Source organism: Conexibacter sp. CPCC 206217 (assembly GCF_030646165.1).
Classification (GTDB): Bacteria; Actinomycetota; Thermoleophilia; order Solirubrobacterales; family Solirubrobacteraceae; genus Conexibacter.
In genome coordinates, this window is the sequence record NZ_JAUTDO010000013.1 from 69,322 (window position 1) to 90,114 (window position 20,793).

Genomic DNA, 20,793 nt, shown 5'->3' on the forward strand with positions numbered 1-20,793 from the left:
GCGTATCCATCTGGAAGGAGTTGCAGCATGGACGATCAGGGAAAGCTCGCCGAGCTTGACCGTGATGGCGCGATCCGTGAACTGGGCGCCGAGGCGTCCGCAGCGGCGGTTGACGGTGGCGCCACGCGCGCTGCCTTCCTCGCGCGCGGCGGGCTCCTGGTCGGTGCCGGGCTCGGGCTCGGATCGCTGCCGATCGCGTTCGCCGGCGCGCAGGGAGGGCTTTCGTCAGGCGACGTGAGAATCCTCAACTACGCGCTGACGCTGGAGTACCTGGAGGCCGCGTTCTACGCCGACGCGCTCAGAAGAGCGGGCCTCAGAGGCAACGCGCTCGCATTCGCGAGAACCGCGCACAGCGACGAGCAGGCCCACGTCGACGCGCTCAAGAGAACGCTTGGCGGCAGAGCGGTGGCGTCGCCGAGATTCGACTTCGCGGACGCGACCGGGTCGCAGGACGCGTTCCTCAGAACGGCCCTGACGCTCGAGAACACCGGCGTGTCGGCGTATCAGGGGCAGGCGCCGCTGATCGCCTCCAGAGACGTGCTGGCGGCGGCGGGCGCGATCCTCGCGGTCGAGGCGCGTCACGCAGCATGGGTCAGCGACCTGATCGGCAGAGGGCAGGATCCGCTGCCGGCGCCGGACGCGTTCAGCCCCGCGATGGACATGAGAGCCGTGCTCAGCGCGGTCAGATCGACCGGCTTCATCCAGTGAGGAGGGAGCGAGCAATGGACAGCATCCATCCCAGCCTCGACCAGCTCGACCGTGACGGTGCGCTGCGCGACGCGGGTGCGCGGGTCGACCCGCTCACGCGCGGGACGTTCCTGCGACGTGCGCTGGCGATCGTCGGCGGCGCCGCGGTCGCCGGTGTCGCGGTGCCTGCGATCGCTATGCCCGGTGCGGCGTTCGCCCAGAGCAGCAGCGACGTCGACATTCTCAATTATGCGCTTACGCTGGAGTACCTCGAGGCCGCGTTCTACGCGGAGGCCAACGCCAGAGGCGCACTCAGCGGGCAGTTGGCGCAGTTCGCCAGAGTCGTGCAGCAGCACGAGGATCTGCACGTCTCCGCGCTGCAGAGAGCGCTCGGGTCCAAGGCGGTCAAGCGACCGAGCTTCGACTTCAAGGGCACGACCTCCGACGCCGACACGTTCTGGAGAACGGCGCAGACGCTGGAGGACACCGGCGTCGAGGCGTATCAGGGCGCCGCGGTCAACATCCAGAGCAGAGAGATCCTCACGGCGGCGATCTCGATCCACCCGGTCGAGGCGCGTCACGCCGCGTGGGTCGCGTCGATCGCCGCCAGAGGCGGCACGTCGCCGGCCTCGCCCGCGCCGCAGGCGTTCAACCCGGCGAGAGACATGGCGCAGGTGCTGGCGGTCGTCAGATCGACCGGCTTCATCTCGACGATGTCGGGCGCGCAGCCGTCGCCCGCGATGTCGAGCCAGCCGGCGATGACGGGCTGAGCCGGTGCGCCGCCTGCTGAGCGCGCTCGCCGTCGTGCTCGTCGCGGCCGTCGCCGGCCTCGCGCTGAACGCGTGGCTCGGCGGCAGCGGCGACGGAGCCGGTGCGCGCGCGCAGGCCGGCGACCCCGGTGCGCTCGGCGCCGCGGCGCCGGCGGGCGGCGGATCGACCGACTTCACGCCCGGGTCCGCCGCGGCGGACCCGGGCAGCGGCACGGCGATCGTCGCCCGCGGGCGGCGCACGACGGTTGCGGTCTATGCGCGGCCGGGGAACGCGGCGAGCGGGGCGTCGGCGCGTGCTCGCGTGCGCGGCAAGAGCGACACCGACTCCGGCTCCGCGCCGGGAGCGAGCGCGGCTTCCGCGAGACCGGTCCGTCAGATCACCCGCCGCACCGTCGACGGCAAGCGGCTGCCGGTCGTCTTCAGCGTGGTGCAGCAGCGCGGCGCGTGGCTGAAGGTCGAGCTGCCGGTGCGGCCCAACGGCGGGCGCGGCTGGGTCCGCCTGCGCGACGTGACGCTCGCGCGCAGCGACTACCGGATCGAGATCCGCCGTCGCGCGCACCGGCTGGTGCTGTTCGAGCACGGCCGCGTCGTGCTGAGCGCGCGGATCGCGGTCGGCAGAGCGGTCTCGCCGACGCCGACCGGCAGCTATTTCGTCGCCGACCTGCTGCGCCCGCCGGACCCGCGCGGCTTCTACGGCCCGTACGCGTTCGGCCTGTCCGCCTACTCGCCGGTCTACACGAGCTTCGCGGGCGGCGACGGCCAGGTCGGGATCCACGGCACGAACACGCCGAGCGTGCTCGGCAGCGACGTCTCGCACGGCTGCATCCGCGTCGCCAACGCGACGATCACGCGCCTGGCGAAGACCGTGCCGCTGGGGACGCCGGTCGCGATCCGCGGGTAGGGGAGCGGCTCGCGCTGGCCGTTCCGCGCGCGGCGGCCGCTCGCTCGCTCGCGCCTAGTGCACGTGCGCGTGGCCGTGCTCGGCCTCGTGCTCCAGCTCCGCGCGCGGCGTGTGCAGCGCGAGCCAGACGGCGAGCGCGGTCGTGCCCGGCACGGCCGCGATCAGCCCGATCGAGCCGACGAGCGTCGCGACGACCTGCTCGGCGACCAGTTCGAGGTTGAGCGCCTCGCCGACCCCGAGCGCGCCGGAGGCGAAGATCAGCAGCACGGGCAGCGACGAGCCGGCGTAGGCGAGCACGAGCGTGTTGACGGTCGCGGCGACGTGGTCCTTGCCGACGTCCATCGCGCGGCGGAACAGCTCGCGCGCGCTCAGGTCCGGGTTCGCCGCGCGCAGCGCGAAGACCGTCGCCGACTGGCTGACGGTGACGTCGTCGAGCACGCCGAGCGCGCCGATGATCATGCCCGCGATCAACAGCCCCTGCAGCGACACGTTCGGGTCGGCCAGCCGCAGCGCGAACGCCTCCTCGCCCGACAGCCCGGTCAGTCGCGTGGCATGCGTGAAGATCACCGCCAGCAGCGCGGTCAGCAGCAGCGACGCGATCGTCCCGAGCATCGCCGCCAGCGATTTCGGCCCGCGCCCGTGCGCCAGCGCGATCGCCGACAATCCGATCGCCAGCGAGCCCGAGATCGCGACCGCGACCGGCGGCTTGCCGTCGAGGATCGCGGGGATCACGTAGACGAGAATCAGCACGAGGCTGACGCCGAGGCCGAGCAGCGACAGCGCGCCGCGCAGGCGCGACAGCAGCAGCACCATCACCGCGAACAGCGCGAACAGGACGATCAGCGCCGGCCCGCGCTGGAAGTCGACGAGCGAGTAGGTGTGCTGCCCGACCTCCTCGTAGCCCGGCACCTCCTCCGCCTGCGCGACGCGCAGCTTGTCGCCGACGTGGACGGGCGGGTCGACGCCGTTGGCGTTCCACTGGATCACGCCTCTGGTGCCCTTGTCGTCGCCGCTGTCGACGTGGATCAGGACGCGGATGCAGCGATCGCTGACGGTCGCCCCGCACGGTCTGTCGTCGATCCCGGTGACGGTCGCGCGATCGCTCGGCTGCACGACCTCGGAGAACTTGTCCGCGACGTTGGTCGGCCACATGAACGCCATCGCCACGACGGTGCCGAGCGCGACCACGATGATGAATGCGCGCGTGGCGCCGAGGACGGACAGACGAGAGATCGCAGCATTGAAGCAGCGCAAGCTGAAGAACAGAGGACAGAGATCACGTGCATGACCGCAACATCGCGGTGGTCCGGCACGTCTCATCGACATGGGCAGAGTTCATCGGGGCGCCGCACGAGCGGTCGCGACGGTCGCAGCCGCGGGGCTGATGTCGGCGGGGATGGCCGGCGCGGCGGTGGCGGCGCAAGCGCCGGCGGCGAGTGGCGCGGCGCCCGCGCTGGCGACCGGGAGCACCCCGGACGGTCGGGCGGCATTTCGCCTGGAGGGCGATCGGCTGACGGTCACGCTCAGACGGCGCCTGGCGCCGCGCAGAAGCGGGACGCGCCCAGCGGTGACGGCGATCTGCGGCGCGGACTTGACCGCTGACAGATCCGGCACGCGAGCCGCGGCACGCCCGTCGGCTGCGCCGCGCCACCTGGAGCGCAGGTGAAGCAGGAGAGCGATCAGGTGCTCATGGTCCAGGTCGGGTTCTCGGGGTTCTCCGACGGCATGAGCTGGTTTTCCGCCTGCCTGAAGCCGGACGGCGCGTGGCGGACGCTGGACTTCAGCTCGTGGTCGAAGTACTTCGACGGGCGCTCGGTCGGGTTCGCCACCGCCGGCAGCCAGGTCGGCTGGTACAACCAGGACGACGACCACGGCGGGACGCCGCGCGGGTGCGCGGTCTGGCGCGTCGACCTCGCGTCCGCTCTCGGCCCGCAGCAGGTCCCGATGATGGCGGCGGGCGGCCCGGACGAGTACTGCGCATCCGCGATCGCGATCGCTCGAAACGGCACCCTGGCCTGGATTGCGGGTGATGTGACCAGGTATCCGGTCGCGCTCGATCGCCCGGACCAGCTCAACGTGATCGCTGCCGACGGCAGCGTGGTCGCACTGGACAGCGGTCTCCCCGGCACGCTCACCCAGCTCACCCTCGCCCCGGACGGCGGCACGGTCAGATGGCTCAGAGGAGGTGTCCAGCAGAGCGCCGCGCTGTGAGCGCGGGGAGTCCCGCATCGGTACGCGGGAGTCTCGGAAAAGCCCCGTTCTTCAGGCAAATCTCAGTCAGACTCGGCAACATCGGGCAGATGCGGGAAGCTATATGTCAACTTTGCGCGCGCAACTCCTACGTGCGGGCGGTGTTGGCAGTGCCGGATGGACCCCCAGTTTCCCCCGAATCTGACTGAGCTGGAGCACGATTTGAGCGGCAAGTCCGCGGCCGCGGCCGCGATGGGCGAGTAGTCGATGGCAACGCGACGCTTCACACGACGCGGTGTCATGAAGGCCGGCGCGGCAGGTGCCGCGGCGGTCGGTCTGTCCGCGTGCGGAGACGAGTACGAGGAGACGTCGCGGCGCTCAGCTGACGCGCCGAACGTGATCCTGATCGTGACCGACTCGACGCGCGCGGACTACCTTGGCGCGTACAACCCCAACGCGCTTGCCAGAACCCCGAACCTCGACGCGCTCTTCAAGCGCTCGTTGAAGTTCCAGTACGCGGTCCCCGAGGCGATGCCGACCGGCCTCGTGCGCCGCACGCTGCTGACCGGGATGCGCAGCTTCCCCAACCGCGACTGGGTCCTGTCGCCGCCGATGCCGAGCGAGGTCGGCTGGACGCGGCCGCTGCCGCACCAGCCGCTCTTCACGGAGGAGCTCGGCAAGGCCGGCATCGAGACCGCGTACGTGACCGACAACCCGTTCATCGTCGGTCCGCGCTACGAGAGATTCCGCCGCACGCTCAACATCGGCCACCCCGACTTCTCGCAGGGCGCCTACCGCGACTTCAACACCCCGTTCAGACGCCCGGCGCCGCGCTCCGCGATCGAGAAGTACCTGCTGCCGGCGCTGTCGGACACGGTCGAGGTCCGCCGCCTGCAGGACTACGTCGGCTGGAACTCGATGTACCGCGTCGGAGAGAAGAACTACTCCTCGGCGCGCGTGATGCGCGGCGGGATGGACGCGCTCGACGAGCTGAAGAACAAGCAGCCGTTCTTCCTCGGCGTCGACTCGTTCGACCCGCACGAGCCGTTCGACGCGCCGCCGCTGTACGTCAACATGATCGACAGACAGCCGAAGGGGATCCAGAAGGAGAGAGGGATCCTTCCGATCCAGCCCTTCCTGACGCCCGCGTCGAGACTCGAGAAGATCAACATCGACGCCGACACGCTCGAGCTGGTGCGCGAGCTGTACGCGGCCGAGCTGAGCTTCGTCGACGTCTGGATCGGCAAGCTGCTGAACAAGGTCGCGGACCTCGGCCTCTCCGACAACACCGTGATCTACTACCTCAGCGACCACGGCCTGACGCTCGGCGAGCACGGCATCATCGGCAAGTCGACCCCGCGTCCGTATAGCGAGATCCATCACGTGCCGTACATGATCCATGACCCCTCGGGTCGGATGGCGGGCAAGACCAGCAGGTACTTCGCCTCCACCCATGACGTCGCCCGCACGATCCTCTCGTTCCAGGGTGTGCGCGCGCCGGGCCTGATGAACGGCGAGGACCTCAGCGTGCTGTTCGACGGCCGCGAGCCGACCGAGCGCAGACGCTTCACCGCCTGTTACCAGGAGACGTGGATCTGCGGTGACTACGAGTGGCTGTTGATCTCCACGCCGGACGGCTCCAGAAGAGAGCTGTACGACATGGTCAACGACCCCGGCAACAACAGAGACGTCGCCAACGCCAGCCCTGAGAACAGAGCGATGGTCGAGGAGCTGTGGGCGGTGCTTCTGGACGAGGCCGGCGGCACGCTGCCGGTCTTCTTCGACCACGTCGGCGTGGTGGGCGGCTGATGGGCGAGAACGGACGGATCTCACGCCGCGCGCTGTTTCGCGGCGGCGGCGTCTCGGCCGGGGTCGCCGCGCTCGGCGGCGCGGGCCTGCTCGGCGCCGCGGCGACCGCGCAGGCACAGGGAAGAGACGCGAGAGAGCGGCCCAACGTCGTCCTGATCGTCGCCGACCGGCTGCGCTCGGACTACATCGGCGCGTACGACGACGTCTTCGACGACCGCACGCAGAAGACGCCGAACATCGACAAGCTCGCCGATCGCTCGCTGCGCTTCAGATACGCGACGCCCGACGGCATGGGCGCGATCCCGATGCGCCGCGGGATGCTGACGGGCATGCGCAGCTACCCGTTCCGCGACTGGAGAGCGACGCCCGGGATGCCGGCGGTGCCCGGCTACAACAAGATCTACGACTTCCAGCCGATGTTCACCGAGCTGGCCAGAGCGGCCGGGATCCGGACGGTCTACGTGACCGACAACCCGACCTTCAACGGCGGCCGCTTCGGCAAGATCGTCCGCACCGGCCCGCTGGCGCTGTCGGCCGGCTTCGAGCCGACCGAGCGCGACTACCTGCTGCCGCTCGGCGGCCCGGTCCAGAAGAGACGCGAGGAGCCGACGCAGAAGGCGCTCGCGGTCGGGATCAGACAGCTCGACGCGCTCAGAGGCGACCAGCCGTTCTTCCTCGCGATCGACGCGTTCGACCCCAACGACGCCTTCGAGATGCCGCGCCAGTACTTCTCCGGCACGGGGCCGATCCACAACGACGTGTCGCTGCCCGAGGCGCACATCTACCAGCGCTCGATCCCGGTCAGAGCTGACGACGACGTCAAGCGCGAGGTCCGCTCCCGCTACGCCGCCGAGGTCGCCGCGGTCGACAAGGCGCTCGGCCAGTTTCTCGCCAAGCTCGACGACACCGGCCTCGCCGACAGAACCGTCGTCGTGTTCGTCAGCGACGGCGGCCTCGCGCTCGGCGAGCAGGGCGTCTACGGCTCGCCGTCCGGCGTCTGGCACCGCCGCGCTTACCACATCCCGCTGCTGCTGAAGGATCCCGCCGGCCGCTGGGCCGGCGACACCAGCTCGTGGTTCGCCTCGACGTACGACATCCCGACGACGCTGTTGGCGTACTGGGGCATCACGACCCCGGGCAGAATGCAGGGCGAGGACCTCACGACGCTGCTGGAGGACTTCGACCTGCCGACGCGGCCGTACTACACCAGCTCGATCGACACCCACACCGTCACCGGCGACCGTCACTTCCTGTTGATCGGCCGCTCCGACGAGGATCGCTGGCGCCTGTACGAGGCCGAGGACGAGAACGAGCCGGACGACCTGCGCACCGAGACGGTCAAGTCGCCGACCGATCTGGAGGCGCTCAGACAGTGGACGCTGACGGCCGCCGGCGGCACGCTGCCGGTCTTCGACGACAGATCCGCGGTCGAGCCGCGCGAGCCGGACGCGAAGGACAAGAGAGTGGCCGACGACGGCACGCTCGACGAGGACGAGGAAGAGGCGAACGAGCTCAGATGAGTGCCTCCGACGTCACTCCAGACGCACTGACGCCGGTGCCGAAGCCGACGCGCCGCGAGCGGCGTGCGGCCAAGCGCGGGCGTGTGCGCGTCAACCCCACCGCCGAGGCGCTCCAGAGCATCAAGTGGAGAGTCTTCGGCGTCATGATGATCGCCTGGTTCATGACGATGCTGGACCTGTCGATCATGAACACGGCGCTGCCGGAGCTGCAGCACGACTTCGAGACGGTCCTGCCGACGGCGTCGTGGGTGGTCAACGTCTACAACATCGTCTTCGCGGTGCTGCTGATCGCGACCGGCCGCCTCGCCGACCAGTTCGGCCGCAAGAAGATGTTCGTCGGCGGTCTGATCGTCTTCACCGCCGGCTCGGCGCTGTGCGCGGTCTCGTGGGACATCGGCTGGCTCATAGGCTTCCGTGCCTTCCAGGCGGTCGGCGCCGGCATGATCGCGCCGCTCGGCTTCGCGATGACGGCGCTCGTGTTCCCGCCCAGAGAGCGCGGCAAGGGCCTCGCGATGATCGCCGTCGTGGCGCTCGTCGCCAACGGCCTCGGCCCCGTGATCGGCGGCGGCCTGATCGAGATCGCCAGCTGGCACTGGATCTTCATCATCAACCTGCCGCTCGGCGTGATCGGCGTGCTGCTGGCGCTGCGCTGGTGGCCCGAGACGTACGACCTCACCTCCAACCGCAGAATCGACTGGATCGGGATGGGGCTGCTCGCCGCGGCCGTCTCGCTCTTCACCTACGGCCTCGTCGAGGCGAACGTGAAGGGCTGGGACGACGCCCAGATCCTCTTCTTCATCCAGCTCTCGATCGTGCTGGGGATCGGCTTCGTCTTCTGGCAGCACCGCGCGAGAAACCCGATGATCCCGCCGGCGCTGATGAGAAACCGGCAGTTCCTGTCGGCCAACCTCGCGATGGTCATCCTCGCCGGCGGCGCGGTCGGCGGCCTCTTCCTGTTGGCGCAGACGTTCGTGAACCTGTGGGGCTTCTCGCAGCTGGAGGCCGGCCTCAGCCTGCTGCCGATCGGCATCTGCGGCGGCCTCGTCTGGCCGCTCGTCGGCCGCGCGGCCGACAACGCGCCCGCCTACCGGCTCGCGATCCCGGCGCTCGCCTCGCTCGCGATCGGCCTGACGTGGATGTCGTTCATGCCCTCGACCTACGAGGGCGTCGTCGACTACCTGTCGGTGCTGCCCGGCCTGGTCTTCATCGGGATGGGGATCGGGATCGGCTTCCCGACGCTCAACGTCGGCGCGATGAACGCGGCGATGGGACCGCAGATCGGCGTCGCCTCCGGCGTCGTCAACACGTCGCGCCAGCTCGGCTCGGCGCTCGGGATCGCGCTGCTGATCACCGTCTTCACCTCGACGTCGGCGATCCACTTCGACATCAAGCGCGACCACCTCGAGGACACCGCCTACGTGTGGGCGGTGCCGAAGGCAGACATCAACGCCGAGGTCTCGCACAACCTGGCCGAGTTCGCCGGCGCGGTGCCGCGCCGCGAGACGGCGCCCGTCGGCTTCGACCGCTGGGTCCGGCGCGAGTCGGCCGGCATCGCGCGCGACGGCTTCGGCTGGTCGTTCCGCGTCGCCGCGCTGCTGCTGCTGCTGATGATCCCGGTCGCGCGACGGCTGACGCTGACGCCGGTGGAGGCGCGCGCGAACGCGGCGATACTGATGCAGCAGGCGGCCGCGAGAGCCGCCGCGGCGCCGCCTGGGCCGGGCGGCGACGGTGCCAACGGCGCGCCTGCCGGCGTGCCCGTCCCCGTCAGCGCGCCCGCGGTGCCGGCCGGCACCGGCGCGGTCGCCGCCGGCAACGGCGGCGGCGTCGAAGGCCGCATCGCCGACCTCGAAGCCGCCCTCGCCGGTCTGCGCGCAGAGGTCGCCGACGGACGGGAGCGGCCGCGGTGAGCCTAGGAGCCGACCCCGCCTGTCTGGGCCGCCGCGCTGGCCGCGGCCTCTTCCAGCTGGGAGAGGTCCGGCACGTACTCGTACGTGTCGTGCGCGAGGAACGTTCTGAACAGGCGGTGCTCCGGCCCGTGGTAGTCGGAGGAGCCGGTCGTCAGCAGCCGCAGCTCGTTCGCGCGCTGGACGACGACCCTCGTCTGCGCCTCGCTGTGCGTCGGGTAGAACGCCTCGACGCCGTCGATGCCGGCTGCGGCGAAGCGGTCGAGCGCGCCGATCACCTCTTCGTCGGTGTCGAGGTCCCAGTACGGGTGCGCCCAGATCGCGAGGCCGCCGGCGTCGTGGATCCAGCCGATCGCCTCGAAGACGGTGGGATGGGTGCGGGCAAGGTAACCTGGCGTCCCCGGAATCAGGTACGCAGGGATGAACGAGGAGACGTCATCGTGACCCTCCCGCTCCAGGCGCGCGGCGTTGGCGGGATGGCGCAGCACGGCTTCGGCCAGGTGCGGGCGGCCGATCGGCTTGCCCTGCGCGCGACGCGCCGCCAGCAGCGTGTCGTCGACCTCGAAGCCCAGCTCGTTCAGCTTCGCCGCCATCCGCTCCGCGCGCAGTTCGCGGTCGGCGCGCGCGTCCAGCAGCCGCTCGGCCAGCTGGGGGTCGCGATGGTCGATCCCGTAGCCGAGGATGTGGAGGTCCTCGTAGCGTCCGTCGACGGAGGAGATCTCCGTCGCGGGCACGATTGCGACGCCGTGTCTGATGCCCGCGGCGATCGCCTCGTCGACGCCGTCGACGGTGTCGTGGTCGGACAGCGCAAGCAGCTTCACGCCCGCCGCGGCGGCGTTCGCGACGACGTCCGCGGGAGGCAGGACGCCGTCGGAGTGCAGCGAGTGCGATTGCAGGTCGAAGGTCGGCTTCGTCATGGCGGAGCACCTTACTGGTCGTGTGCGGGGTCGCCGCCTGCCGCACACGCGGGTCGGGATGCGGCGACGAGGAAGGAACGATGATGACGAGCGCCAACGTCACCTGGCACGAGGGGGTCGTCGGCCGTGCGCAGCGCTGGTCGTCGCTCGGCGTGCGCGGAGCGACGATCTGGTTCACGGGCCTGCCGGCCTCCGGCAAGTCGACGATCGCGGCCGCGACCGAGGCGCGCCTCGTCGGCGAGGGCCGCTCGGCCTACCGGCTCGACGGCGACAACCTGCGCCATGGCGTCTGCGGCGATCTCGGCTTCAGCACCGCCGATCGCGACGAGAACGTGCGCCGCACGGCGGAGGTCGCGCGCCTGTTCGCCGACTCCGGCTCGATCGCGATCGTCTCCGTCGTGTCGCCGTTCGAGAGCGGCCGTCGCGCCGCGCGGGCGCTGCACGAGCGCGACGGGCTGCACTTCGTCGAGGTGTTCGTCAACACGCCCGTCGAGGAGTGCATGCGGCGCGATCCAAAGGGCCTCTACGCGCGTGCCGTCGCCGGCCAGCTGACCGGCATGACCGGTGTCGACGCGCCCTACGAGGTGCCCAGCTCGCCGGACGTCGAGCTGCTCGGCCCGTGCGACGTGACCGATGCCGTCGAGCGCGTGCTCACGGCGCTGGAGCCTGCGCGCGCAATCTGAGGTACTCCGCCCGCGCGGCGAAGGTCGCGCGCATCTGCGCCGTGATCTCGTCGAGGAACTCCTCGCGGTAGGCGCCGTCCGTCAGCACCGCGATCGCGTAGTAGAGCCCTGACAGCGCGGCGATCGCGCCCGCGACGCGCAGCAGCTCGTAGGTCAGCAGCAGCGGCACGTCGAGGATCGTTGTGGAGATGATCGCGTCGCCCGCGCCGCCGGTCCACGCCTCCATCACCGCGCGGTCGATCACGATCATCCCGAAGGCGACGAAGAAGGCGCCGATCGCGAGCGTCACGACGACGATCTGCAGGCCGTGGCTGATCAGCAGCACGAGGCCGACGTTGGTGCGCTGTCTGCGGCTCAGCGCCGGCGTCCCGTCGGCCAGCACGTCCTCCTCCAGCAGCGAGACCTCCTTCGGCAGGCGGGCGACGAGGAAGGCGGTGGCGACGGCGGCCAGCAGCACGCCGACGGCGATCAGCGTCGCATCGGTGCGGTTGGCGAAGACGTTCCACATCTCGGTGTTGATGAACAGCACGAGCGCGAAGATCAGCAGCAGCGGGACCGCCTTCGCCAGCAGCAGCAGCGACTGCTGCAGCTGGCCCGTCAGCCGCCGCGCGGCCCACACGACGATCGCCCCGACGCCGAAGCCGAAGCCGATCGTGACGAGCCCGAGCAGGACGAGGTTCAGCACGATCACGGCCAGCCCCCAGCCGCCGTGGAAGATCCCCTGCACGACGGCGGGCAGCAGCACGAAGACGCCCAGCTCCCACGGCCCGATCCGCTCCGGGATCGCGAGCGCCCGCCGCCCGCGCGCGCGGTTGACGAGCATCACCGCGCCGAGCGTCAGCGCCAACGCCGCCGCGACCGCGCCGACGTTCGCCAGCACCGGCCAGTCGACGTCGAGCGCCGACAGCAGCTCCCCCAGCAGCACGAACGCGAGCAGCGGAAAGGCCCGGTTGAAGACGTCCTCGCGCGCCGAGAAGTCCTCGATCAGCAACGGCAGGCCAGCACGGCGAAAGCCGCGTTCGTAGTCGCTCAGCCGCTGCGCGCGCGTCGCCATCCGCGCAGATTCCACCCGACGCGGCGGACGGCGGGCCAACGCGCCCGCCCATTCGTGAAGCCTCGCGAGCGCCCGAGGCTAAGCGAACGGCGAAGGCACACCACGCGTGTGGTAGACGCCGATCATGTCCCGACCTAGATTGTCGGCATGTCGATCGTCCTTCCAAGGTCGCGTGTTACACATGTGTATGCTCTGCACATGTTGAACGAGCGTCTCCAGATCTTGGTGACCTCAGAGCAGCGTCGCCGGCTCGAGCGCGAAGCGCAGCGACGCGGCGTGTCGGTCGGAAGCCTGATCCGCGAGGCAGTGGACGCTCACTTCGGAGGCGTCACCGTGGAGGATCGCCGTCAGGCGCTTACAGTGATCGCCGCAATGAGAGGGTCGTTCGCGACGCCGGAGGAGCTGAACCGGATGGTCGAGGACGAGCGCGACGAGGCGGCCGACGTGATGCTCGGGCGGCTCAGACCATGATTTTCCTGGTCGATGCCAACGTGATCATCTACAGCGCGGTCGACTGTGAACAGCAGGCGGCGTGCCTCGGCATCCTGGAAGCAATCGTGGACGGAGCCGACGGTCGCACGTCGCCTGCGGTCCTCGAAGAGGTCTGGCACATCGAGCGGCGCGGGCGACTGGGCAGACTGGATGGACTGACGGAGCAGGCGCATCGCATCTTCTCCCCACTGGTGCCCGTGACCGACGAGGCGTTCGTGCTGGCGCGCGGAATCGACGTACCCCAGCTCGGCACCGCCGATCGCGTCCACGTCGGTACCTGCCTCGCGCACGGGATCGAGACGATCGTGACCGCGGACAGAGGCTTCGGCGCAACGCGCGCGATCCAGCGGGTCGACCCCGGCAACGCGCGCGCAGTGAAGAAGCTGCTGGCAGCCGCATGACGGCGTGCCGGACCCCAAGAAGCTTCGCTGACGGGCGGGCCCTGCTCGTCAGCGGCTTTCACCCGCCCGTCACGTCCCGCCGCATGAAGACGAGCAGGGCAGCGATCAGGGAGGGGATGGCGTAGAGGGCGCAGACCCAGGCGGAGCGGACGATCGGGGCCCAGTCGACCGGCTCGCGCAGGAGGCCCTGCCAGGCGTCGAACTGGGTCGAGAGGAGGTAGGGGCGCAGGGCGTCGAGGCCGGAGATGATGCCGACGATCTGCAGGACCAGCGACAGCATCAGGGCGCCGACGACGGCGGCCGCCGAGTTGCGGGTGACGGTCGAGAGCAGCAGCGCGATCGAGGCGATCGCGAAGACCGGCAGCAGGTACGCGAGCAGCACGCCGCCGAGCAACAGCAGGCCGCGGCCGGTTGGGATCGAGGTGCCCGACAGCGAGGTGAGCGGGTCGAAGCCGTAGCGCAGACCGCCCAGCAGCAGGCCGGTGCCGGCGAACAACAGCAGCGCCGCCGTCGCGTAGGAGAACGACGCCAGCAGCTTCGCGACGAAGATCTGGTGGCGGTCGACCGAGCGCGTCAGGATCGTCTTCAGCGTGCCGTTGCCGTCCTCGTTGGCGACGATGTCGCCCGCCACGAGCGAGACGATCAGCGGGAACAGCCAGATCGAGCTGAACAGCAGCAGCACCGGCGGGACCGCCAACCCGGTCTCCGTCACGTAGCGGCCGAACGGCACCTCGTCGGGCCCGCCGCCGTTGGCGGCCAGCGCGGCGAGGAAGATGATCGGCACCAGCACCGCCGAGCCGAGCCCGAGGTACGTGCGCTTCTGCGCGCGCAGCTTCAGCAGCTCCCAGCGGTAGACCGCGAACGTGGTGGGGCGGCGGACACGTGCGGCGGCAGCGATCGGAACAGTTTGCGTCTTCACGACAGGCTTCGCGATCGCTTCCGGCGTGCTCATGCCGCGGCCTCTGTCTCGTCGTCGCCCTCGGTCAGGCGGAAGAACAGCTCCTCCAGCGACGCCGCCGCCGGCACCAGCGCGAGCACCGCGATGTCTCTGCGCGCGAGCGCCAGCGTCAGCTGGGCGACCTCGCGCTCGTCGGCGGCGAACGTCAGGCCGTCGTGCGCGCGCAGCAGCTCGCTGACGCCCGGGCGGTAGGAGCAGATGTCCCAGGCCGCGACGTCGTCGGTCGTGCGCAGGCGGTAGCGCTGGCCGGTCGAGTGCAGCAGCGCGTCGAGCGCGCCCTCGTAGATCACTCTGCCGGAGCGCACGATCGCGACGCGGTCGCACAGCTCCTCGACCTCGCCCATCAGGTGCGACGAGAGCAGCACCGTGATGCCGTCCGCGGCGAGCCGTCTGACCAGCTCGCGCATGTCGCGCATGCCGGCCGGATCGAGGCCCGTCGTCGGTTCGTCGAGCAGCAGCAGCCGCGGATCGCGCAGCAGCGCCGCGCCGATCCCGAGCCGCTGCTTCATGCCGTGCGAATAGCCCTTCACCTTGTCGCCGTCGCGGCCCGCGAGCCCCACGGTCGTGAGCGCGTCGTCGATCCGGTCGGCGGCGTCGCCGCCGTCCAGCGCGGCCATCAGCTCGAGGTTGCGCCGCCCCGACAGGTACGGGTAGAAGCGCGGCGCCTCGACGAACCCGGCGACGCCGTCCAGCGCCGCCGCGCCCTCCTCCAGCGGGTCGCGGCCGAACAGCCGCGCGACGCCCTCGTCGGGCCGGATCAGCCCGAGCAGCATCCGCAGCGACGTCGTCTTGCCCGCCCCGTTGGGGCCGAGATAGCCGTAGACGGTGCCGGCGTCGACGGTCAGGTCGACGTGGTCGACGGCGGTCACGTGGTCGTAGCGCTTGACGAGGCCGCGCGCCTCGATCGGTGGCGCGGCGGTGGCCGTGGCGGGGGCGTGGGCGACGGCGGTCATCTAGCGCAGCTCCCGCGCCGCCGTCTCGGCCGCCTGCGGGCCGACGGATCCGATCACGACGTGGCTGACGCCGTCGCGCCGGAACGTCACGGCGGTGCCGAGCGCGGTCGCCAGCTCGGCGCCGGTCGCGCCGTCGATGTTCACCTGCGGCAGCTGCAGCGCGTGCGCGCCGCCGCCGGCATCGCCGCCGGACGCCGCGCCGAGCAGCCCTCTGTCGCTCTCGGTCTGGATCACGACGAGTCCGCCGAGACCCTCGCCGTACGTCATGACCGCGGCCGGGTTGCCGTCGGGGCGCGCGAGCCAGACGGCACGTCGCGGCAGGCCGGCGAGCGTCGCGGGGGCCGACAGCGTGAACGGCAGTTGGGCCTGCACCGCTCTGACGCCGTGGATCGCGCCCTTCTCGACACCGGGCGCCGCCGGCGCACCGTGCGTGTCGTCGGGTCCGCTGTGGTGGTCGGCGCCGAGCTCGGGCGTGAGGTCGACGACTCTCGCGTCCGACGGCGTCTGCGCGTCGAGGTCGTCCGCATCCAACTCGCCGTAGGAGACGTCGGTGGCGCTCAGCTCCAGCACCGGGTCGTCCTGGCCCTCGGCGTAGACCGCCGCGCGCAGCGGCACGCCGTTGGCGGCGTCCCATGCGAGCGTCGCGGCGCCGAGCAGCCCGCCGGCGTCCTTCGGCGCGATCCGCACCGAGTAGCTCGGGCGCCCGGCGACGTTGACCGGATCCGGGCCGGCGACGTCCCAGCGCTGCGCGAGCCGCTCGAGTCCGCGTCTGATCGCGTCCAACGACGGCGGCGCGGTCTCCTTCGGCCCAGCGCCGTCGGCCGCCTGCGCGGGGAGCGCGACGCGGAACGCGGTGTTCGAGGCGGCGTCGTACATCGTCAGCGTGTCGCCGTCGGAGACGACCTGCGCGTCGCCGCGGTCGGACTGCAGCTCCAGCCGGAAGCGGCCGTCGCTGGCCCACCAGAGGCGGCCCGACGCGCCCGACAGCAGCGGCGAGGCCGCGCTCGCCGGCATCGCGCCGGACGGGATCAGCCGGTTGGTGAACTCGATCCGCGCGCTGATGCCCTTGACCTGCGGCGCGGCGAGCGCCTCGCGCACGGCGAACGCCAGCGAGGTGCGCGGCGGCACGGCGCCGCTGCCGCCGATCGCGGCCTGGGCGATGCCGGCGCCGGCGATCAGCACGACGAGGCCGGCGATGATCGCGGTCAGTTTGCGGGTCGAAAGCGTCCGGAGGCGGTTCATGAGGCGTGGTCCTTCGCGTCGGGGGACGCTGGAGTTGTATGCCCGTTCTTTGAGAGATCCTTGAGAGGCAGTTCGAGCGTGAACGTCGCGCCGCTGACGGAGGCGCCGCCGCCGTGGCGCTCCGCCGTCGCGCGCACGATCGCCAGCCCGAGGCCGGAGCCGCCTGGCGCGGCGCGCTCGCCGCGCCAGAAGCGCTGGAAGGCGCGCTCGCCCTCCGTCGCGGTGAGCCCCGCGCCGGCGTCGGAGACCGACACGCGCGCGGTGCTCGCGCCGCCCGCGACGGCGATCTCGATCGCGCTGCCGGTCGGCCCGTGCTGCTCGGCGTTCTCGACGAGGTTGCGCAGCGCGCGCTCCAGCGCGGCGTGCTCGCCGCGCACGAGCGCGCGTCCACCGGTGGTCGCCACGCTCGCCCGCGGATGATCCCGCGCGACCGTCCGCGCCAGCTCCGCGAGGTCGACCGTCTCGGCGGTCGCGGCGCCCGGTCGCGCGGCCGCGTCCTCGCGCGCGAGCGCCAGCAGGTCGTCGAGCAGCTCCGTCAGGCGCGCGGCGTCGGCCTCGATGTCGGCGAGCGCCTCCGCGTCGGCGCCGTGGCGTGCGACGAAGGCGGCGTTGCCGCGCAGCGCGGTCAGCGGCGTGCGCAGCTCGTGCGAGGCGTCGTCGACGAAGCGCCGCTCGCGGGCACGGGCGTGCGCGAGCGAGTCGAGCATCGCGTTGAGCGTCGCGGTGAGGCGGCCGACCTCGTCCGCCCCCGGAGTTCCCAACCGCCGCGCCGGATCTCCCGTCCGCGCGATCGCCTCCGCGTCCTCGGTCAGGCGCGTGAGCGGGCGCAGCGCGCGGCGCGTCAGCAGGATCGCGAGCAGGCCGGCGAGCGCGGCCGCCAGCAGCGCCGCGATCAGCACGAGCGTGTGCAGCGGGCCGAGCGTGTCGTCGATCGACTGCGTCGTGCCCGCGACCGCGACCGCGCCGCCGGCCGCCTCGCCGCCGCCGAGCGCGGGCAGCGGGGCGGCGTAGACGCGCAGCGGCTCGTCGCCGAGCTGCTCGTCCTCGAATCCGCTGACGCGCTCGTTCACTGCTCTGGCGAGCGCTCGCCCCTCCGGCAGCACGCGTCCGCCGAGCGCGCCGGAGCGCGCGACGATCCGTCCCTGCGCGTCGATCACCTGCACGTACGCGGCGCTCGTCCCGACGCGCCCTTCCAGCACGCCGGCGGCGGTCACGAGTCTCGGCGTCGTCGCGACCAGCCGCGAGACCTCGACGGCGCGGTCGCGCAGACCGTCGTCGAGCGAGCGGTGCAGTTGGCGGTCGACGAGCGTCACGGTCGCCGCGCCCAGCAGCGCCACCGCGATCGCGATCGCGAGCGCCGCTGCGAGCGCGACGCGCACGCGCAGCGAGAGGCGGGACATGGTGGAAAAGCGTACCCGGTTGACACCAAACCCCGTTCGTGTCAATCTTGCATACGCAGAGTCGGTTGACGACTACCGAGGAGACGCGGGCATGTCATCTGTTGCGCACGCGCACGGCGACGACGGGCATCACCACCACCATCACGACGACGACGGCGTCGAGCTGACGCCCGCGACGTGGAAGGACGGCAAGCGCTACGCCTGGCTGCTCGGCCTCCTGATCCCGACGCTGCCGTTCCTCGCCTACGGGCTGGTCGAGCTGACCGGCGTCGGCCTCTTCTGGTTCTTCGGGCCGATCCTCGTGTTCGCGATCTTCCCGCTGCTCGACCTGCTCGTCGGGCTCGACGCGACCAACCCGCCCGACTCCGTGATCAAGTGGCTGGAGCAGGACCGCTACTACCGCTGGTGCACCTACGCGTACATCCCCGTGCAGTACGCGGGCCTGGTGTTCGCCTGCTGGCTGTGGTCGGGCGGCGACCTCACGACGGTCGACTCGATCGGCCTCGCGCTGACGATGGCGATGGTCAGCGGGATCGCGATCAACACCGCCCACGAGCTGGGCCACAAGCGCGCGAGCATGGAGCGCTGGCTGTCGAAGGTCGCGCTCGCGCAGAGCGGCTACGGCCACTTCTTCATCGAGCACAACCGCGGCCACCACGTCCGCGTCGCGACGCGGGAGGACCCCGCCAGCTCACGCCTGGGCGAGTCGTTCTGGGCCTTCCTGCCGCGCACCGTCAAGGGCAGTCTGACGTCGAGCTGGGAGCTGGAGTGCGTGCGCCTGGACCGCATGGGCGCACGCCACTTCAGCCTCAAGAACGACATCGTCAACGCGTGGCTGATGACGCTCGTGCTGTTCGGCGTGCTGACGGCGGTCTTCGGCTGGGTCGTGCTGCCGTACCTGATCGTGCAGGCGGTGCTGGGCTTCTCGCTGCTGGAGGTCGTCAACTACCTCGAGCACTACGGGCTGCGGCGCGACAGACGCGAGGACGGCCGCTACGAGCGCACGCGCCCGGAGCACAGCTGGAACTCCAACAACGTCGCGTCCAACGTGCTGCTCTACCACCTGCAGCGCCACAGCGACCATCACGCCAACCCGATGCGCCGCTACCAGGCGCTGCGCCACATGGACGACGCGCCGCAGCTGCCGACGGGCTACGCCGGGATGATCGTGCTCGCGACCGTGCCGCCGGCGTGGCGCCGCGTGATGGACCGGCGCCTGCTGGAGCACTACGGCGGCGACGTGACGCGCGCGAACATCCAGCCGCGCAAGCGGGAGCAGATCTTGAAGCGCTATGGCGGCAGGGGTACTGCCGGCGCGCCCGGGGCGGCGGAGGCGGCAGCGTGAGCGCCTTCCGCTGCCCCGGCTGCGGCTACGTCTACGACGAGGCTGCCGGCCACCCGCGCGAGGGCTTCCCGCCCGGGACCGCGTGGAGCGAGGTACCCGACGACTGGGCCTGTCCGGACTGCGGCGTACGCGACAAGGTCGACTTCGAACCCGACGAATGAGGACGACGGGGGGCGCGGCTGGCACCATTGGGGCGATGCCACCGGCTCGCACCCCCTACGCCGTCGCCGCGCGCGAGCTGCTGCGCGACACGCTCTTCGACGCCGCGCGCGACGCGATGCAGGAGCGCCCGTGGGCGGAGGTGACGATGGCCGAGGTCGCCGCCGCGGCCGGTGTCAGCCGCCAGACGCTCTACAAGGAGTTCGGTTCCCGTGACGAGTTCGCGCAGCTGTTCGTCGTGCGCGAGGGCACGCGCTTCCTCGAGGCCGTCGAGCAGGCCGTCCGCGCCCACCTCGACGACCCGCGCACGGCGCTCTCCGCTGCGCTCGGCGTCTTCCTGACCGCCGCCGCCGAGGACCCGCTCGTGCGCACATTGCTGACCGACGACGGTACCGGCGGCATGCTCCCGCTCGTCACGACCCAGTCCCAGCCGGTCGTCGCGTTCGCCTCGCTGCGCCTGACCGAGGTGATCCACGACGGCTGGCCGCAGGTCGCCCGCGCCGACGCCGAGCTGCTCGCCGAATGCCTCGTGCGCCTCGCGATCAGCTACGCGATGCTCCCGAAGGATCCGCCCGACGCGGCGATCACGACCGTGATGACGCTGATCGAGCCGTACATCGAGCGGGCGCTGGCGCGTCCGTAGCGGCGAGGGGGCGACGAGCGGCGCTCACGCGTCGAGCCGGAACCCGACGCCCCGCACCGTGCGGATCAGCGGCGGGTCGGCGAGCTTTCTGCGCAGGTAGGCGACGTAGCGGTCGACGACGTTGGGCTGGGCCTCCAGCTCGCCGCCCCAGACCTCCTCGAGCGCGCGCTCGCGCGTGACCACGGCGCGCGGGTCGCGCAGCAGCAGGGCGAGCAGCTCGGCTTCGCGCGGCGTCAGTTCGAGGTCGCGGCCGGCGCGCTCGCCGCGGCCATCCGCCAGATCGAGCGTCACGTCGGCGAAGGCGAGCAGGTCGGGCACCGCGCGCCCGCGCCGCAGCAGCGCGCGCAGGCGGGCGCTCAGCTCCTCGGTCGCGAACGGCTTGACGAGGTAGTCGTCGGCGCCGGCGTCGAGCCCGGCGACGCGGTCGGAGACGGCGTCGCGCGCGGTCAGCAGCAGGATCGGCGTCGCGAGGCCCTTGCCGCGCAGCCGCCGCGCGACCGCGAGGCCGTCCATCCCCGGCATCGCGACGTCGAGCACGACGACGTCCGGGACCGACTGCTCGACGGCCGCGAGCGCCGCGCCGCCGTCGGCCGCGGAGCGCACGTCGAAGCCCTCGGCGCTGAGCGTCCGCGCGAGCATGCGGCGCACGGGGGCGTCGTCGTCGACGACGAGCACGGTCGGGAGGGACATGCGGGGAGCGTAGTCCGCGCGGATCGCGCGGTCGGTACGGGAGGCCGCACCGACCGCGCGCCTGCCGGTTGCCGC

At 71.5% G+C, this 20,793-nt stretch carries 22 protein-coding genes; 14 read left to right on the top strand and 8 right to left on the bottom strand.

Annotated features, from left to right (window positions below):
* Window positions 1-27: 27 nt before the first annotated feature.
* From Q7L65_RS25260 to Q7L65_RS25270, 3 genes are read left to right on the top strand one after another with little or no spacing between them, the layout of a single operon-like run.
* Window positions 28-708, top strand: coding sequence for a ferritin-like domain-containing protein (locus tag Q7L65_RS25260; RefSeq protein ID WP_304725795.1), 681 nt, complete (start codon window positions 28-30; stop codon window positions 706-708).
* Window positions 709-722: 14 nt separating this feature from the next.
* Window positions 723-1,457 (top strand): ferritin-like domain-containing protein, encoded by a 735-nt coding sequence (locus tag Q7L65_RS25265; RefSeq protein ID WP_304725797.1) that lies wholly within the window; start codon window positions 723-725, stop codon window positions 1,455-1,457.
* Between the two features lie 4 nt (window positions 1,458-1,461).
* On the top strand, window positions 1,462-2,358 hold the full coding sequence (locus Q7L65_RS25270) for a L,D-transpeptidase (RefSeq protein ID WP_304725799.1): 897 nt from the start codon (window positions 1,462-1,464) through the stop codon (window positions 2,356-2,358).
* A gap of 54 nt (window positions 2,359-2,412) precedes the next feature.
* Here Q7L65_RS25270 and Q7L65_RS25275 read toward each other — a convergent pair whose 3' ends face one another.
* A complete protein-coding gene (locus Q7L65_RS25275; RefSeq protein ID WP_304725801.1) occupies window positions 2,413-3,612 on the bottom strand; it encodes a YibE/F family protein in 1,200 nt (399 codons plus the stop codon).
* A gap of 70 nt (window positions 3,613-3,682) precedes the next feature.
* On the opposite strand from Q7L65_RS25275, the gene Q7L65_RS25280 reads away from it, so the two are divergent.
* The 5 genes from Q7L65_RS25280 (at window position 3,683) to Q7L65_RS25300 (ending at window position 9,784) form a co-directional block, all read left to right on the top strand.
* Window positions 3,683-4,024, top strand: coding sequence for a hypothetical protein (locus Q7L65_RS25280; protein ID WP_304725803.1), 342 nt, complete (start codon window positions 3,683-3,685; stop codon window positions 4,022-4,024).
* Window positions 4,021-4,569, top strand: coding sequence for a hypothetical protein (locus tag Q7L65_RS25285; RefSeq protein WP_304725805.1), 549 nt, complete (start codon window positions 4,021-4,023; stop codon window positions 4,567-4,569). Before Q7L65_RS25280 ends, Q7L65_RS25285 begins: the two co-directional genes overlap by 4 nt.
* 246 nt (window positions 4,570-4,815) lie before the next feature.
* Window positions 4,816-6,357, top strand: coding sequence for a sulfatase (locus Q7L65_RS25290; protein ID WP_304725807.1), 1,542 nt, complete (start codon window positions 4,816-4,818; stop codon window positions 6,355-6,357).
* Entirely contained in the window at window positions 6,357-7,877 is a 1,521-nt protein-coding gene (locus Q7L65_RS25295) for a sulfatase-like hydrolase/transferase (protein WP_304725810.1), read from the top strand. The genes Q7L65_RS25290 and Q7L65_RS25295 overlap by 1 nt, the downstream gene beginning before the upstream one ends.
* Window positions 7,874-9,784 carry a DHA2 family efflux MFS transporter permease subunit gene (locus Q7L65_RS25300; protein WP_304725814.1) on the top strand — a complete coding sequence of 637 codons (1,911 nt, stop codon included), beginning with the start codon at window positions 7,874-7,876 and terminating at the stop codon, window positions 9,782-9,784. Before Q7L65_RS25295 ends, Q7L65_RS25300 begins: the two co-directional genes overlap by 4 nt.
* 2 nt (window positions 9,785-9,786) lie before the next feature.
* On the opposite strand, the gene Q7L65_RS25305 is transcribed toward Q7L65_RS25300, so the two are convergent.
* Window positions 9,787-10,698, bottom strand: coding sequence for a PHP domain-containing protein (locus tag Q7L65_RS25305; protein ID WP_304725815.1), 912 nt, complete (start codon window positions 10,696-10,698; stop codon window positions 9,787-9,789).
* 80 nt (window positions 10,699-10,778) lie between these two features.
* Between Q7L65_RS25305 and cysC the strand changes: the two genes are divergently transcribed.
* Window positions 10,779-11,381 (top strand): adenylyl-sulfate kinase, encoded by a 603-nt coding sequence (cysC, locus tag Q7L65_RS25310; RefSeq protein WP_304725817.1) that lies wholly within the window; start codon window positions 10,779-10,781, stop codon window positions 11,379-11,381.
* Here the strand turns inward: cysC and Q7L65_RS25315 are convergent.
* Window positions 11,350-12,435, bottom strand: coding sequence for a hypothetical protein (locus tag Q7L65_RS25315; protein WP_304725819.1), 1,086 nt, complete (start codon window positions 12,433-12,435; stop codon window positions 11,350-11,352). The genes cysC and Q7L65_RS25315 overlap by 32 nt on opposite strands.
* 147 nt (window positions 12,436-12,582) lie before the next feature.
* Here Q7L65_RS25315 and Q7L65_RS25320 point away from each other — a divergent pair, with 147 nt between their 5' ends.
* On the top strand, window positions 12,583-12,906 hold the full coding sequence (locus tag Q7L65_RS25320; RefSeq protein WP_304725820.1) for a hypothetical protein: 324 nt from the start codon (window positions 12,583-12,585) through the stop codon (window positions 12,904-12,906).
* The gene (locus Q7L65_RS25325) at window positions 12,903-13,328 is read left to right on the top strand and encodes a type II toxin-antitoxin system VapC family toxin (protein ID WP_304725822.1); all 426 of its coding nucleotides are present in this window, start codon (window positions 12,903-12,905) and stop codon (window positions 13,326-13,328) included. The genes Q7L65_RS25320 and Q7L65_RS25325 overlap by 4 nt, the downstream gene beginning before the upstream one ends.
* A gap of 58 nt (window positions 13,329-13,386) precedes the next feature.
* Here the strand turns inward: Q7L65_RS25325 and Q7L65_RS25330 are convergent, their stop codons facing one another.
* From Q7L65_RS25330 to Q7L65_RS25345, 4 genes are read right to left on the bottom strand one after another with little or no spacing between them, the layout of a single operon-like run.
* Entirely contained in the window at window positions 13,387-14,280 is an 894-nt protein-coding gene (locus tag Q7L65_RS25330) for an ABC transporter permease (protein ID WP_304725824.1), read from the bottom strand.
* A complete protein-coding gene (locus tag Q7L65_RS25335) occupies window positions 14,277-15,239 on the bottom strand; it encodes an ABC transporter ATP-binding protein (RefSeq protein WP_304725826.1) in 963 nt (320 codons plus the stop codon). The genes Q7L65_RS25330 and Q7L65_RS25335 overlap by 4 nt, the downstream gene beginning before the upstream one ends.
* Entirely contained in the window at window positions 15,240-16,481 is a 1,242-nt protein-coding gene (locus Q7L65_RS25340) for a hypothetical protein (protein ID WP_304725830.1), read from the bottom strand. It abuts the gene before it with no gap.
* Window positions 16,478-17,881 carry a HAMP domain-containing sensor histidine kinase gene (locus Q7L65_RS25345; RefSeq protein WP_304725833.1) on the bottom strand — a complete coding sequence of 468 codons (1,404 nt, stop codon included), beginning with the start codon at window positions 17,879-17,881 and terminating at the stop codon, window positions 16,478-16,480. The genes Q7L65_RS25340 and Q7L65_RS25345 overlap by 4 nt, the downstream gene beginning before the upstream one ends.
* A gap of 91 nt (window positions 17,882-17,972) precedes the next feature.
* On the opposite strand from Q7L65_RS25345, the gene Q7L65_RS25350 reads away from it, so the two are divergent.
* Genes Q7L65_RS25350 through Q7L65_RS25360 form a run of 3 tightly spaced genes read left to right on the top strand, consistent with a single transcriptional unit; the run spans window position 17,973 to window position 20,028 of the window.
* Window positions 17,973-19,226 (top strand): alkane 1-monooxygenase, encoded by a 1,254-nt coding sequence (locus tag Q7L65_RS25350; protein ID WP_304725840.1) that lies wholly within the window; start codon window positions 17,973-17,975, stop codon window positions 19,224-19,226.
* A complete protein-coding gene (locus Q7L65_RS25355; protein WP_304725842.1) occupies window positions 19,223-19,387 on the top strand; it encodes a rubredoxin in 165 nt (54 codons plus the stop codon). The genes Q7L65_RS25350 and Q7L65_RS25355 overlap by 4 nt, the downstream gene beginning before the upstream one ends.
* 35 nt (window positions 19,388-19,422) lie before the next feature.
* On the top strand, window positions 19,423-20,028 hold the full coding sequence (locus tag Q7L65_RS25360; protein WP_304725843.1) for a TetR family transcriptional regulator: 606 nt from the start codon (window positions 19,423-19,425) through the stop codon (window positions 20,026-20,028).
* A 24-nt stretch (window positions 20,029-20,052) separates the two neighbouring features.
* On the opposite strand, the gene Q7L65_RS25365 is transcribed toward Q7L65_RS25360, so the two are convergent.
* Window positions 20,053-20,718 (bottom strand): response regulator transcription factor, encoded by a 666-nt coding sequence (locus Q7L65_RS25365; RefSeq protein WP_304725845.1) that lies wholly within the window; start codon window positions 20,716-20,718, stop codon window positions 20,053-20,055.
* Window positions 20,719-20,793 lie beyond the last annotated feature (75 nt).

What these genes read in the sequence shown, in the direction of transcription:
- Q7L65_RS25260 (WP_304725795.1), top strand. Translation starts at nt 28, where the DNA reads ATGGACGATCAGGGAAAGCTCGCCGAGCTTGACCGTGATGGCGCGATC.
- Q7L65_RS25265 (WP_304725797.1), top strand. Translation starts at nt 723, where the DNA reads ATGGACAGCATCCATCCCAGCCTCGACCAGCTCGACCGTGACGGTGCG.
- Q7L65_RS25280 (WP_304725803.1), top strand. Translation starts at nt 3,683, where the DNA reads ATGGGCAGAGTTCATCGGGGCGCCGCACGAGCGGTCGCGACGGTCGCA.
- Q7L65_RS25290 (WP_304725807.1), top strand. Translation starts at nt 4,816, where the DNA reads ATGGCAACGCGACGCTTCACACGACGCGGTGTCATGAAGGCCGGCGCG.
- Q7L65_RS25295 (WP_304725810.1), top strand. Translation starts at nt 6,357, where the DNA reads ATGGGCGAGAACGGACGGATCTCACGCCGCGCGCTGTTTCGCGGCGGC.
- Q7L65_RS25300 (WP_304725814.1), top strand. Translation starts at nt 7,874, where the DNA reads ATGAGTGCCTCCGACGTCACTCCAGACGCACTGACGCCGGTGCCGAAG.
- Q7L65_RS25305 (WP_304725815.1), bottom strand. Translation starts at nt 10,698, where the DNA reads ATGACGAAGCCGACCTTCGACCTGCAATCGCACTCGCTGCACTCCGAC.
- cysC (WP_304725817.1), top strand. Translation starts at nt 10,779, where the DNA reads ATGATGACGAGCGCCAACGTCACCTGGCACGAGGGGGTCGTCGGCCGT.
- Q7L65_RS25315 (WP_304725819.1), bottom strand. Translation starts at nt 12,435, where the DNA reads ATGGCGACGCGCGCGCAGCGGCTGAGCGACTACGAACGCGGCTTTCGC.
- Q7L65_RS25320 (WP_304725820.1), top strand. Translation starts at nt 12,583, where the DNA reads ATGTCGATCGTCCTTCCAAGGTCGCGTGTTACACATGTGTATGCTCTG.
- Q7L65_RS25325 (WP_304725822.1), top strand. Translation starts at nt 12,903, where the DNA reads ATGATTTTCCTGGTCGATGCCAACGTGATCATCTACAGCGCGGTCGAC.
- Q7L65_RS25330 (WP_304725824.1), bottom strand. Translation starts at nt 14,280, where the DNA reads ATGAGCACGCCGGAAGCGATCGCGAAGCCTGTCGTGAAGACGCAAACT.
- Q7L65_RS25335 (WP_304725826.1), bottom strand. Translation starts at nt 15,239, where the DNA reads ATGACCGCCGTCGCCCACGCCCCCGCCACGGCCACCGCCGCGCCACCG.
- Q7L65_RS25340 (WP_304725830.1), bottom strand. Translation starts at nt 16,481, where the DNA reads ATGAACCGCCTCCGGACGCTTTCGACCCGCAAACTGACCGCGATCATC.
- Q7L65_RS25345 (WP_304725833.1), bottom strand. Translation starts at nt 17,881, where the DNA reads ATGTCCCGCCTCTCGCTGCGCGTGCGCGTCGCGCTCGCAGCGGCGCTC.
- Q7L65_RS25350 (WP_304725840.1), top strand. Translation starts at nt 17,973, where the DNA reads ATGTCATCTGTTGCGCACGCGCACGGCGACGACGGGCATCACCACCAC.
- Q7L65_RS25360 (WP_304725843.1), top strand. Translation starts at nt 19,423, where the DNA reads ATGCCACCGGCTCGCACCCCCTACGCCGTCGCCGCGCGCGAGCTGCTG.
- Q7L65_RS25365 (WP_304725845.1), bottom strand. Translation starts at nt 20,718, where the DNA reads ATGTCCCTCCCGACCGTGCTCGTCGTCGACGACGACGCCCCCGTGCGC.